Source organism: Devosia sp. Root635, from assembly GCF_001427605.1.
GTDB lineage: Bacteria > Pseudomonadota > Alphaproteobacteria > Rhizobiales > Devosiaceae > Devosia.
In genome coordinates this window covers 1-12,595 of record NZ_LMGZ01000021.1, presented here as the reverse complement: position 1 = coordinate 12,595, position 12,595 = coordinate 1, and the positions used below count along the sequence as shown (strand labels likewise).

Here is a 12,595-nt window from a genome sequence, read left to right as displayed (position 1 = left end):
TCGGGGCTATTCCAGTGACTGCACGCGTACTGATCGTTGACGATATCCCCACCAATGTCCGCCTGCTCGAAGCACGGCTGACCGCCGAATACTACGAGGTCGCTACGGCCTCGTCTGGCCTGCAAGCCATTGATATTGCTAATAATTCTGACATAGACATCGTTTTGCTCGATGTCATGATGCCCGAGATGGACGGCTTCGAGGTCTGCCGGCGGCTCAAGGCCAATCCCAGGACGCAGCATGTTCCCGTGCTGATGATCACGGCGCTGGACCAGCCCTCCGACCGGGTGAAGGGGCTCGAAGTCGGCGCTGACGACTTCCTGACCAAGCCGGTCGACGACATGCAACTCATGGCGCGCGTCAAGAGTCTCGTGCGCCTCAAAACGCTGACCGATGAACTGCGCGCCCGCGCCATGACCGGACAGCAGATCGCCATCGAAGACGCGATGCGGGCGATGGACAAGATCAATACGACTGGCGGCTCCATTCTCATCGTCGACACCGATCAGCGCCATGCCGAACGTATCAAGGGTTATCTCACACCTGAGCACGACGTGGATATCTTGATCCAGCCGGCCGATGCGGTATTCCAAGTCACTGGCGCCAATTACGAATTGGCGCTGGTGGCCATGGCCCTAACCGATTTCGATCCGCTGCGGGTATGCTCGCAAATCCGCACGCTGGAGCATACGCGCAACCTGCCGATCATTCTGATGTCGGAGGAGGCCGACAAGCCCAAGGTGGTGCGGGCGCTGGACCTGGGGGTCAATGACTTCATCTCGCGGCCGGTGGAGCGCAACGAGCTGGCGGCGCGGGTGCGTACACAAATCCGCCGGCACCGCTATGCGCTGGAGCTGCGGCAAAGCGTCAACAATACCATGGCCTTGGCCGTGACCGACGACATGACCGGGCTCTACAACCGGCGCTATTTCGACCGCCATCTCGGCGTGATGCTGGGCAAGGCGCAGAGCCAGGCGCGTGACATGGCGCTGATGATCCTGGATATCGACCACTTCAAGGCGGTCAATGACGGCTATGGCCACGATATCGGCGATGCGGTGCTCAAGGAGTTCGCAGCACGCTTGAAGCGAAACATCAGAGGCGTTGATCTTGCTTGTAGATTCGGCGGCGAGGAATTTGTCGTGCTGATGCCGGACACCGATTATGCCCAAGCCGAACTCGTGGCCGAGCGGGTGCGCCAGTCGATCGCGGAGCGCAGTTTCGAGGTCAATGCCGGAAGGCCGCTATCGGTCACGGTGTCGGCCGGTGTGACGCTGAACGAGAGTGACGCCGACACGCCGGAATCGCTGATCAAGCGGGCCGACGTAGCGCTCTACCGCGCCAAGCGCGAGGGGCGGAACCGGGTCGTCTTCGACGCGGCTTGAAAACTCTGCGCAATTGGACGCGTTAGGGTTATCCGTTATAATTAACAAGAGCTTACCGGCTGCAAGCGGCTGGTTCTGCTTGAGTTTTCGCCGGCAAGCGGTAGGTTGCCCTCAACACAGTGAGTGACCCATTTTGGGACAGTCGCTGAGGGTTCCCTACGGCTTCTCTCAGGTCCGCCGCAACTCCTGAGTCCCGTAGGGCGGTTGGTCCGGATGCGGACAGAGTGGCCTCTTCGACATGCCGCTCCGGACCAGCCACTCATCCATTTCAGCAGCGAACTTCCGGTCCGACGCCGTTCACACTTGGGGTGAATGCGTTAACGTACTGTTAGCATCGAGATCGGGCTCTCGTTAAACGGACAGCAAAAAGCCCCGCATTTTCAATGCGGGGCTTTCGCGCTTTTCAGCAGGTAGAAAACCAGACTACTTGATCTTGGCTTCCTTGAATTCGACGTGCTTGCGCACAACCGGATCGTACTTGTTGTACGAGAGCTTCTCGGTCTGGGTGCGAGCGTTCTTCTTGGTGACGTAGTAGTAGCCAGTATCAGCCGTCGACACGAGCTTGATCTTGACGGAAGCGGCTTTGGCCATTGGGGTGTCCTCGACAAACAATAAGGCGCCGCGAAATGGCGGCGCTTTGAATTTGGGCGCAACCTACGGATTTTGATCCGGAAGTCAAGACGCAGTGTATCCTTACCATGGTACCACGCCCTCGTGGTCCGAGGCGCGTGAAGAACGCGCACCTCACCATGAGGGCTGCTGGGCTACCGCATCAAGAGTAGCCCTCATGGTGAGGCGGGAGCGTAGCGACCCTCGAACCACGAGGGCGTGGCACTCAGTCCACCTGGCCGGTGCCGAAGCCGTACATGTGGTTGGCCCATTGCAGGCCCACTATGGACCCCTTGACCGAGGGGAGGATAAGCAACGGCAGCACGATGCCGAGCGGGACCATGGTATAGAGATAGGTCAGCGGATTGACGTGATAGGCCATGTCCATATGCAGCATGAGACCGACCAGCAGGTGGCCGACGATCATGATGGCGATATAGGGCGGGAAGTCATCGGCGCGATGCAGGTTGAGCTGTTCGCCACAGGCTTCGCACTGATCGGTCACCTTGAGATAGGCGCGGAACATGCGGCCCTTGCCGCAATGGGGACACTTGCACAGCGTGCCCCGCCACATGGCCTGACCGACACTGCGCTCCTCAAGACTCTTCGAACCCATTCCCATTACCTCTTCTTCCGGCCCCGCGGGCCGTAAGACCTAGATGGGCGCTTCTGGCCGCGCCGGCCAGATGACGGATTGCCGCGCGTGCCCTCGGATAGCAGCTCGAAGCGCAGGGCGCCGGCCACTGGAGCGGCTTCGAGCAGGCGGACGGTGACGCGGTCGCCCAGGGCGAATTTCTCGCCGGTGCGATCGCCGATCATGGCCTGCTGGTCTTCGGTATAGCGGTAATAGTCCTCGCCCAGGGTAGAGGCGGGGATGAAGCCGTCGGCGCCGGTTTCGAGCAGGCGGACGAAAAGGCCCGAGCGGGTGACGCCCGATATGCGGCCCTCGAAGCGGGCGCCGATCTGGGCAGCGAGGAATTGCGCCAGCAGGCGATCGGCGGTCTCACGCTCGGCCAGCATGGCGCGGCGCTCGGTGGCCGAGATGTGCTGGGCGATGCCGGGCAGACGCAAGGCTTCGTTTTCGCTGAGGCCATCGGCGCCCAGGCCGAGGGCCGCGATCAGGGCGCGGTGGACGATGAGATCGGCATAGCGGCGGATGGGCGAGGTGAAGTGGGCATAGCGGTCGAGGTTGAGGCCGAAATGGCCCAGATTCTCGTTGTCGTAGACGGCCTGGGCCTGGCTGCGGAGCACCATTTCCGACACCTGTTCGACATTGCCGGCCTTGCGGGCCTGAGTGAGGATGCCGTTGAAATCGCTGGCGCGGACCGCATCTGACTTCTTCACCGAAATATCGAGCGAACCGAGGAAGTCGCGCAGGGCTTCCAGCTTTTCGCTACTGGGCACATCGTGCACGCGGTAGAGCAGAGGCGTGTGTTTTTCTTCCAGCGTTTCGGCGGCCGCGACATTGGCGGCGATCATCATTTCCTCGATGAGGCGGTGGGCGTCGAGGCGTTCGGGAATGCGGATGTCCTTCACCAATCCCTTGTCATCGAGCACGATCTTGCGTTCGGGCAAGTCGAGATCGAGCGGGCCGCGCTTGTCCCGCGCCGAGGCCATTGCGTCATAGGCGGCCCAGAGGGGGCGCAGGATGGTGTCCAGCAAGGGGCCGGTCTGGTCGTCGGCATTGCCGTCGATGGCGGCTTGGGCTTGGCCGTAGCTGAGCTTGGCGGCCGAGCGCATGAGAATGCGATGGAAGCTGTGGCGGAGCTTTTTGCCATCGGCGCCCATGACCATGCGAACCGCCAGGGCGGCGCGCGGCTCGCCTTGCTTGAGCGAGCAGAGTTCGTTGGAGATGCGCTCGGGCAGCATGGGCACGACCCGGTCGGGGAAATAGACCGAATTGCCGCGCAGATAGGCTTCGCGGTCGAGCGCCGTGCCGGGGCGGATATAGGCGGCGACATCGGCAATGGCCACGGTGACGACATGGCCGCCGGGATTGGCCGGGTCCTCGTCGGGCGCAGCGTGGACGGCGTCGTCGTGGTCCTTGGCGTCGGGTGGGTCGATGGTGACCAGGGGAAGGTCGCGCCAGTCTTCGCGGCCCTTGAGCGTGGCTTCCTTCGCCTCCTCGGCCTCGCGGATGACGGAGGCGGGGAAATGATAGGGGATTTCCAGATTGTGGATGGCGATGAGGCTGACGGCGCCTTCGGATGCCGGGTTGCCGATGACGGATGTCACCTTGGCGCGCGGGATCATCAGGCGGCCGGAGAGTTTGACTTCCACTTCGACGAGGTCGCCGTCCCTGGCATCGAGCAGGTCGCCGAGCGGAATGCGCATTTCCTTCTGCTTGCGATCCACCGGGATGAGGCGGGCACCATCATCATCCATGCGGACAATGCCGATCTGGCCGCGGCGCGGCTTGTCGAGGATTTTCATCGCCTTGGCGGTGTAGACGGGGACGTCGCCCTCGCCGGCATCGATGCGGGCCAGGATGCGGTCGCCGGGAGCGGGGACGACACGGGCGTCGCGGCCGCCAAGTACGGTGACGCGGGGCTTGTCGCCTTCCTCCTCGTTCCACTGGGCCGGATAGGCGTGGAGATCGTCGGGATCGGCATCGACGGGAATATCGAGCACGGTGACGTGGGGCAAGGCGGCGGTGCGGCGCAGGGCTTTGCGCGTGCGCGTGATGATGCCTTCGCCCTCCAACTCGGCCAGCATGGCCTTGAAGGGACGGCGCATGTCGCCGCGAATGCCGAAGACCTTGGCGAGATCGCGCTTGCCCTTGATATCGGATTGCTGGGCGAGGGCTTCGAGGAGTTGCTCGCGGGTGGGCAGCTCGGTCGCGCGCGGGGAGGTGGCGCGGCGCGGGCCGGACGTGTTGCGGGGTTTTTTGATAGGTGGCTTGGCCATTGGGTCGTTTCTGAGAAAGGTGGCCGATAGATAGGGCATCCGCAGCGGGATTGCCAATTTGTCCTATCTCGCTCTCCCTCCCCCTTGCGGGGACGGCTATCGCATATGGGCTGGCACGACCTCGCCACGTCCGCCGCGCGGTTCCTCCCCCTTGACGGGGGGAGGTTGGGAGGGGGTGTCGTTTAGCCCGGATATCGGGGCCAAACATCCCCACCCTTGATCCAGCCATTCGGGCACAGCCCTCATGGCCTTGTTCACTCAAATCGCTCCATGGAGCGATTTGACCCTTCGGGTCGCTCCAAGCCCCGCAAGGGGGAGGGAGACGACTGAAACATTGCAGCCTGCCAATTTCATATCCCCGCAAGGAGGAGGGTGGTCGACTGAGAGTCCGACAAGAGGTGGTAGAGTGCCTGTCCAATCGCCGATTCCCCGGACCATCCCATGACCATTCCCTTCTTCGACGGCCATAACGACACCCTGCTGCGCTTGCTGGAGGCAGAGGGGGCCGACAAGGAGCGGGCGTTCATCGAGGGGGGCAGGGAGGGGCATATCGATCTGCCGCGGGCCAGGGCGGCCGGCATGGCGGGTGGGTTTTTCGCCATGTTTCCGCCACCGCTCAAGACCGGGCTTGCCACGGTGAGTGCCGCGCTCAGCCCCGACCTGCCGCCGGAGCTGGCCTGGAGCGATGCGATGGCGTCGACCAGCGGGATGGCGTCGATACTATTCAGGTTGGAGCGGGCGGGGGCGCTGGCGGTGTGCCGCAATGCAGCGGAACTGCGCGCGGCGCTGGCGGCGGACACGCTGGCGGCGATTTTCCATATCGAGGGGGCTGAGGCCATCGATACCGAGTTCCGGTCGCTGGAGCTGCTCTATGCGGCCGGGCTGCGGTCGATCGGCATTACCTGGAGCCGGGCCAATGAATTCGGGACCGGGGTGCCGTTCCGGCACAGTGTCGACCCCGATATCGGGCCGGGGCTGAGCGATGCGGGCAAGGAACTGGTGCGGGTGTGCAATGGCATGGGCGTGATGCTCGATCTCAGCCATCTCAATGCCGCGGGGTTCCGCGACGTGGCCGCGATCAGCAGCCATCCGCTGGTGGCGACGCATTCCAATGTGCATGCGATCAGCCCCCATGCGCGCAACCTGGTGGACTGGCAACTGGCCGCCATTGCCGAGAGCAAGGGGATTGTGGGGCTGAATTTCGCCACGGGTTTTTTGCGACCGGATGGGAAATTCGTGGCCGACACGGAAATCGAGGTGATGGTCCGTCATGTCGATGCGCTGGTGGACGCGCTGGGCGAGGACGGCGTTGCACTGGGATCGGATTTCGACGGAGCCATGGTGCCAGCGGTCATCGGGGATGTGACGGGCGTGCGGCGGCTGCTGCAGGCGTTGCTGGACAAGGGCTATGGAACCGAGCTGGTCGGCAAGATCGCGCTGGGGAACTGGGTAGGAATGGTGGAGCGGGTGATGAAGTAGGGCGTCGCTCGGCAAGCGGAGAGACCCCTTAGCCGAAAAATCCGCTGAACGCGGATTGTTCGGCCCTCTCCCACAGGGGCGAGGGGAACGCCACTCCTTGCTAGAACGGAACGTCTTCCGCCTTTACCGTCTTCTTCGGCGCGGCCTTTTTTGCTGGTGCTTTCTTGGCGGCCGGCTTTTTCGCGCTCGTGGATTTCGCTGCCGGCTTCTTGGCGGCAGCCTTCTTGGCCGGTGCCTTCTTCCTGCCGCCCCCAGCTTCGATCTTGGCGGCAATCAGCGCAATCGCCTGCTCCAGCGTCACATCCTCAGGCTTGGTATCCTTGGGAATGTTGGCGTAGACCTTGCCCTGATTGGCGTAGGGGCCGAAGCGACCGATGGCGATCTTGATGGGCCCACCGTCATGCTCGAAGGTCTTGATTGCCGAGACACTGCCCCGTTGGAAGCCGCCGGCGGCTTTTTGCGCGATGAGGTCGACGGCGCGGTTGAGGCCGACGGTGAAGACTTCCTCGACGTCGGGCAGGTTGGCATATTTGCCGTCATGCAGCACGAAGGGGCCGTAGCGGCCGAGGCCAGCCGAGATGGGCAGGCCGGTTTCCGGGTGAAGGCCGACTTCGCGCGGCAGGGAGAGGAGCTTGAGCGCGCCTTCCAGCGTCAGGGCGGCCGAATCCCAGCCCTTGGGGAGCGAGGAGCGCTTGGGCTCCTTGCCGTCGCCGAGCTGGACATAGGGACCGAAACGGCCGGATTTGAGGAAGACTTCCTCGCCCGATTCCGGATCGGTGCCGAGAATGCCGTCTCCGACGGCGGCCTCGCTGGATTGGCCGGAGGCCGCGTCCGAAAGCTGCATCGTGTGCTTGCATTCGGGATAGTTGGAGCAGCCGATGAAGGCGCCGAACTTGCCGAGTTTCAGCGAGAGCTGGCCGGTGCCGCAAGTGGGGCAGCGGCGGGGATCGGAACCGTCTTCCCTGGGCGGGAAGATGCGGCTGGCCAGGGCCTCGTTGAGCGCATCGAGCACTTCGGAGACGCGGAGATCCTTGATCTCCTCGGTGGCCGCGGTGAAATCGCGCCAGAAGTCGCGCAGCACCTGCTTGTAGTCGAGGTCGCCGGCCGAAATCTCGTCGAGCTGTTCTTCGAGCCCGGCGGTGAAACCGTATTCCACATAGCGGTTGAAGAAATTTTCGAGGAAGGCGGTAACGATGCGGCCGCGGTCTTCGGGATGCAGGGCCTTGCCCTCGAGGCGGACATAGTCGCGGTCCTTGAGGGTGGTGAGGGTTGCCGCGTAGGTCGAGGGGCGGCCGATGCCGAGCTCTTCCATCTTCTTGATGAGGCTGGCTTCGGTATAGCGGCTGGGCGGCTGGGTGAAATGCTGCTCGATATCGACCTGCTGCAGGCTGGGCTTGTCGCCGACAGCCAGCGGGGGCAGTTCGCGGCTTTCCTCATCCTCGTCATCAGGCTCGTCGGACTTGACCTCGACGCCATAGAGCTTGAGGAAGCCGGGGAAGGTGACGACGGAGCCGACGGCCCGCAGTTCCACCGCGCGGCCGGGGATATTGACCGCGATGTCGACACTGGTGCGGTCGATCTCGGCGGATTTCATCTGAGAGGCGAGGGTGCGGCGCCAGATCAGGCCATAGAGCTTGGCCTGGTCGGCATCGATATGGAGTTGTTCGGGGCGCTTGAACATATCCGTCGGGCGGATGGCCTCGTGCGCTTCCTGGGCGTTCTTGGCCTTGGTCTGGTAGATGCGGGGCTTTTCGGGGAGGTATTCCTCGCCGAAATATTTCCCGATCACCGACCGGGCCATGGCGATGCCCTCGGGGGCCATCTGCACGGCGTCGGTTCGCATATAGGTGATGAGGCCGTCTTCGTAGAGGCGCTGGGCGATCTGCATCGTGCGTGATGGCGACAGGCCAAGGCGCGAGGAGGCGTCCTGCTGCAGCGAGGAGGTGGTGAAGGGCGCATAGGGATTGCGCCTGGTCGGCTTTTTTTCGACGTTTGAGACGTTGAACTGGCCGGCTTCGATGAGCTGTTTCAGCTCGGCGGCATTTTCGCCGGTCTTGATATCGAGCTTGTCGGTCTTCTTGCCATCGACCGAGAACAGACGGGCCAGGAAGCTCTTGCCGGACTGGGCCAGCTTGGCCTCGACGGACCAATATTCATCCGCCTTGAACTTTTCGATTTCGGCTTCGCGGTCGGAGACCAGGCGCAAAGCGACCGATTGCACGCGGCCGGCCGAACGGGAGCCGGGCAGCTTGCGCCAGAGGATGGGCGAGAGGGTGAAGCCGACGAGGTAGTCGAGGGCGCGGCGGGCCAGGTAGGCATCGACCAGCGGCATGTCGATTTCGCGCGGGCTGGCCATTGCCGTGGTGACGGCGTCCTTGGTGATGGCGTTGAACACCACGCGCTGGACCGGGGTGTCCTTCTTGAGGGCCTTCTTCTGGCGCAGAACATCGAGCACGTGCCAGGAAATGGCCTCGCCTTCGCGATCCGGGTCGGTGGCGAGGATCAGGCCATCGGCGCCCTTGAGGGCATTGGCGATATCGGAAAGGCGCTTGCGGGAGGCGGTATCGACCTCCCAGGACATGGCGAAGTCTTCGTCGGGACGGACCGACCCATCCTTGGCCGGCAGGTCGCGGACATGGCCAAAAGAGGCCAGGACTTCATAGCCTGAACCCAGATATTTGTTGATTGTCTTGGCTTTAGCCGGACTTTCAACGACGACGACCTTCATGGAATACCCGTTCCGCAACGCTTTATAAGAAGTGGCGCAACATGGTGAAGCCGCGATGCGGTGTCAATGCAGGCAAACGAGGTGGCGATGCGCTCTCTCTTAGAGAGAGGATTTTTGCGGCCGATTCTGATAGGGCACCGCAATGACCCATTCGAGCCTTGCCTTGATTCCGGATTTCGACCTTTCGGCGCATAATACGCTGGCGCTGGGCGCGCATTCGCGCCTGGGCGTGTCTATTACCGAGCCAGCCATGGTGGCCGAGGTGCTGGCGGCTTCTGCGGCGCAGGGCCTGCCTTTGCGCATATTGGGCGGGGGCAGCAATGTGGTACTGGCGCCCCAGTTTGACGGCATTACCGCTGTGATGGCGATCCGGGGCCGGCGCATCGTGGAGACCAACAAGCACGGGGTGCTCGTTGAAGCCGCGGCGGGCGAGACCTGGCATGACCTGGTGGCCTGGACCGTCGGGCAGGGCCTGGGCGGGATCGAAAATCTCGCTCTCATCCCGGGCACGGTTGGCGCAGCACCGGTGCAGAATATCGGGGCCTATGGGGTCGAAGTGGCCGATGTGCTCGAATCCCTGGTCGCCTATGACCGCGTGACCGGAACGGCGCGAACATTCCTCAGGGAGGAATGTGCGTTTGCCTATCGCGACAGCCTGTTCAAGCACGAACCCGATCGCTACGTGGTCCTGTCGCTGCGCCTGCTGCTGCCGACACCATGGGTGCCCAACCAGAATTTTGCGGGCCTGGCAGATATTGCCGGAGATGTGACGCCGCACGCGTTGATGGACCGGGTCGTGGCGCTGCGAAATTCCAAGCTGCCGGACTGGCGGGTGACGCCCAATGCCGGCTCGTTTTTCCAGAATCCGATCGTTTCGGTGGCGGACGCTGAACCGGTGCTGGCGGAGTTTCCAGCCGCCCCGGTTTTTCCGCAGGCGGATGGACGGTTGAAGCTGTCGGCCGGGTGGCTGATCGAGAAAAGCGAGCTCAAGGGGTTTCGGCTGGGACCGGTGGGCATGTCGGAGCGGCATGCGCTGGTGCTGGTGAATTATGGTGGGGCCGTGGCCGGGGATGTGCGGGCGCTGGCCGAGCATGTGAAGTTGACGGTACGGGAGCGGTTTGGCGTGCAACTGCATGAGGAGCCGGTGTTCTGCTAGCTGGCATCGAGTTTGCGGCGGCAACCCCTCACCCGATTTTTCCGGCTGAACGCCGCAAAAATCCCCCTCTCCCACAAGGGGCGAGGGGTGGCTCCACTCCTGGCTAACCACCGAGTCCCCTTCTCCCCTCGTAGGAGAAGGTGCCCGAAGGGCGGATGAGGGGGTCTAGCTGTATTTCAGCGCTACCAGCTGACCGCTGGACCATTCGATCTGGCCGGCGAGGTCGAGTTCGAGCAGCAACATCTGCATGGCGGAGGCGGGGAGGCCGGACTGGCGGACTAGTTCGTCGACGTCGATCGGCGTGGCGCTGAGCGAGGAGAGCAGGCGGGAGCGGTCATCTTCGCTGGGTGGCGGCGTATCTGGGAGGAGGTCGGGTTCCCAATCGCGGTCGAAGAGGGCGTTGCGGGACGGGTCGGCACTGCCCAGGGTTTCCACGATGTCTGCTGCGCCGGTGATGAGTTTGGCGCCCTGCTGGATGAGGGTATTGCCGCCTTCGGCGCGCGGATCGAGTGGGGAGCCGGGGACGGCGAAGACGTCGCGGTTCTGCTCCAGCGCCAGGCGGGCGGTGATGAGCGAACCGCTGCGCTTGGCGGCTTCGACCACGACGACGCCGAGGGAGAGACCGGAAACCAGCCGGTTACGTCTGGGGAAGTCGCGGGCGCGGGGTTCCCAGCCCAGCGGCATTTCGGTGAGCAGGCACCCGCCATTGTCGAGAATGTCGTGGGCGAGGGGGATGTTTTCGTCGGGATAAATCTTGTCGAAACCACCGGCCAGGACGGCGATGGTGCCCGTGGTGAGCGTGGCGCGGTGGGCCGCCGTGTCGATGCCGCGGGCGAGGCCGGAGACCACGGTGTAACCGCGCTCGCCGAGATCGCCGGCCAAGAGGCGGGTCATCTTGATGCCGGCGGCCGAGGCGTTGCGGGCGCCGACAATGGCGACGGTGCGGAGCCAATCGAGGTTCTGGCCGCCGGCCATGGTGACGAGCGGCGGGGCGGCGGGGATATAGGCGAGGAGCGGCGGATAATCGGGTTCGCCGCCGGCGACGAGGCGGGCGCCATAGCGGGAAAGGCCGGCGATTTCATCTTCGGCCTCGGATTGCGTGGGGATGCGAAGGGGCTTGGCGGTGCGCCTGAGCAGGCCGGGCAGGGCGTCGAGTGCGGCATCGGCCGAGCCAAAACGGGTCAGCAACTGGCGGAAGGTGGCGGGGCCGACATTGTCGGTGCGCAGCAGGCGCAGCCAATCGCGGCGCTGGGTATCGGTGAGAGTGGCAGCCGGGCGCGGCGCCAACGGCTAGGAGGCCTTTTTCTCCGAGCCGATTTTTGGCTCGGTGCCGGCCATCAGCCGGGCGATGTTTTCGCGGTGCTGGAAGAAAAGGACGATGGCCATGACGGCAATGGCGCCGGCCAGCCATTCATTGACCACGACAAAGGCGAAGATCGGCGCGGTGGCGGCGGCGGTGAGCGCGGCGAGCGAACTCATTTTCTGGGCGAAGGCGATGACCAGCCAGACGGCGCAGAAGATGAGGCCGACCGGCCAGGAAAGGGCGAGGAGCGAGCCGATCATCACCGAGACGCCCTTGCCGCCCTTGAAATTGAGCCAGACCGGGAAGCAGTGTCCGAGCAAGGCGCCGATGGCGGCGAGCATGGCGGCGTTTTCGCCCCAGCAGTAGCGGGCGACGAGAATGGGCAGGGCGGCCTTGGCGGCGTCGAGGACGAGCGTGGCACCGGCGACCCAGCGATTGCCGGTGCGCAGCACATTGGTCGCCCCGATATTGCCCGAGCCGATATCGCGGATGTCGCCAAGCCCGGCGGCGCGGGTGAGCAGCAGGCCGAAGGGGACGGAGCCGCAGAGATAGCCGAGGACGATGGCGTAGAGCAGCGGCATCAGGTCGGTTGGCATTGGTTTCCTCTCAAATTGTGCAGAAAAGTAGCCCCAGCGCGGTGGTTCCCACAAGGGGGCTTCCCCAACTCGATGTCATCCCGGCCTTGAGCCGGGATCCATCCCGAGATGGTGAGGCAAGTCCGGTGGTTCAAACCAACCACCTTGCGGCTGGGGCGCGACCTCAGGATGGGCCCCTGTGTTGTTTGATTGTGTCATGATTGACGCGGGCGGGAGACCGTTGGGTCCCAGGTTGTGAGACCGCGAGCCGGCACGGGTCCCCGCCCGCTCTTGACCACCTGAACAGTTGCACGAGGCCAGTTGCAATGGACCTCGCATCACAGGGACAGGCCTCATGACGCTATCACCGACCTGGATAGGAATCGACGTTTCTAAACGCTGGCTGGACATTGACGCACCCGCCGGCGGTATCTGCAAGCGCATCGCCAACAC

General features: G+C 63.7%; 9 protein-coding genes. 3 read left to right on the top strand and 6 right to left on the bottom strand.

The features are described 5' to 3' along the window. Nucleotides 1–14: 14 nt before the first annotated feature. Nucleotides 15–1,385 carry a PleD family two-component system response regulator gene (locus ASD80_RS14155; protein ID WP_056233992.1) on the top strand — a complete coding sequence of 457 codons (1,371 nt, stop codon included), beginning with the start codon at nt 15–17 and terminating at the stop codon, nt 1,383–1,385. Nucleotides 1,386–1,808: 423 nt separating this feature from the next. Here ASD80_RS14155 and rpmG read toward each other — a convergent pair whose 3' ends face one another. The 3 genes from rpmG to rnr all read right to left on the bottom strand — a co-directional run bounded on the left by rpmG (nt 1,809) and on the right by rnr (nt 4,901). After that, entirely contained in the window at nt 1,809–1,976 is a 168-nt protein-coding gene (gene rpmG / locus ASD80_RS14150; RefSeq protein WP_056233989.1) for a 50S ribosomal protein L33, read from the bottom strand. A 244-nt stretch (nt 1,977–2,220) separates the two neighbouring features. Next, a complete protein-coding gene (locus ASD80_RS14145) occupies nt 2,221–2,610 on the bottom strand; it encodes a DUF983 domain-containing protein (RefSeq protein WP_244489015.1) in 390 nt (129 codons plus the stop codon). Between the two features lie 5 nt (nt 2,611–2,615). Continuing rightward, nucleotides 2,616–4,901 carry a ribonuclease R gene (gene rnr / locus ASD80_RS14140; RefSeq protein WP_056233978.1) on the bottom strand — a complete coding sequence of 762 codons (2,286 nt, stop codon included), beginning with the start codon at nt 4,899–4,901 and terminating at the stop codon, nt 2,616–2,618. Between the two features lie 441 nt (nt 4,902–5,342). On the opposite strand from rnr, the gene ASD80_RS14135 reads away from it, so the two are divergent. Further along, nucleotides 5,343–6,380, top strand: coding sequence for a dipeptidase (locus tag ASD80_RS14135; RefSeq protein ID WP_056233975.1), 1,038 nt, complete (start codon nt 5,343–5,345; stop codon nt 6,378–6,380). 100 nt (nt 6,381–6,480) lie between these two features. On the opposite strand, the gene topA is transcribed toward ASD80_RS14135, so the two are convergent. Then, a complete protein-coding gene (topA, locus tag ASD80_RS14130; RefSeq protein ID WP_056233971.1) occupies nt 6,481–9,108 on the bottom strand; it encodes a type I DNA topoisomerase in 2,628 nt (875 codons plus the stop codon). A gap of 142 nt (nt 9,109–9,250) precedes the next feature. Here topA and murB point away from each other — a divergent pair, with 142 nt between their 5' ends. After that, complete coding sequence (gene murB / locus ASD80_RS14125; protein WP_056233969.1) at nt 9,251–10,264, top strand: UDP-N-acetylmuramate dehydrogenase; 1,014 nt, start codon at nt 9,251–9,253, stop codon at nt 10,262–10,264. Nucleotides 10,265–10,429: 165 nt separating this feature from the next. Here murB and dprA read toward each other — a convergent pair whose 3' ends face one another. Further along, nucleotides 10,430–11,551: a DNA-processing protein DprA gene (dprA, locus tag ASD80_RS14120; RefSeq protein WP_056233966.1), complete on the bottom strand. Its 1,122-nt coding sequence runs from the start codon at nt 11,549–11,551 to the stop codon at nt 10,430–10,432. 3 nt (nt 11,552–11,554) lie between these two features. Beyond that, entirely contained in the window at nt 11,555–12,163 is a 609-nt protein-coding gene (gene plsY / locus ASD80_RS14115) for a glycerol-3-phosphate 1-O-acyltransferase PlsY (protein WP_056233963.1), read from the bottom strand. Nucleotides 12,164–12,595: the final 432 nt, after the last annotated feature.

Excerpts from the sequence above, each read along its gene's own strand:
- plsY (WP_056233963.1), bottom strand. The coding sequence starts at position 12,163 with ATGCCAACCGACCTGATGCCGCTGCTCTACGCCATCGTCCTCGGCTAT.
- rpmG (WP_056233989.1), bottom strand. The coding sequence starts at position 1,976 with ATGGCCAAAGCCGCTTCCGTCAAGATCAAGCTCGTGTCGACGGCTGAT.
- murB (WP_056233969.1), top strand. The coding sequence starts at position 9,251 with ATGACCCATTCGAGCCTTGCCTTGATTCCGGATTTCGACCTTTCGGCG.
- ASD80_RS14145 (WP_244489015.1), bottom strand. The coding sequence starts at position 2,610 with ATGGGTTCGAAGAGTCTTGAGGAGCGCAGTGTCGGTCAGGCCATGTGG.
- topA (WP_056233971.1), bottom strand. The coding sequence starts at position 9,108 with ATGAAGGTCGTCGTCGTTGAAAGTCCGGCTAAAGCCAAGACAATCAAC.
- rnr (WP_056233978.1), bottom strand. The coding sequence starts at position 4,901 with ATGGCCAAGCCACCTATCAAAAAACCCCGCAACACGTCCGGCCCGCGC.
- ASD80_RS14135 (WP_056233975.1), top strand. The coding sequence starts at position 5,343 with ATGACCATTCCCTTCTTCGACGGCCATAACGACACCCTGCTGCGCTTG.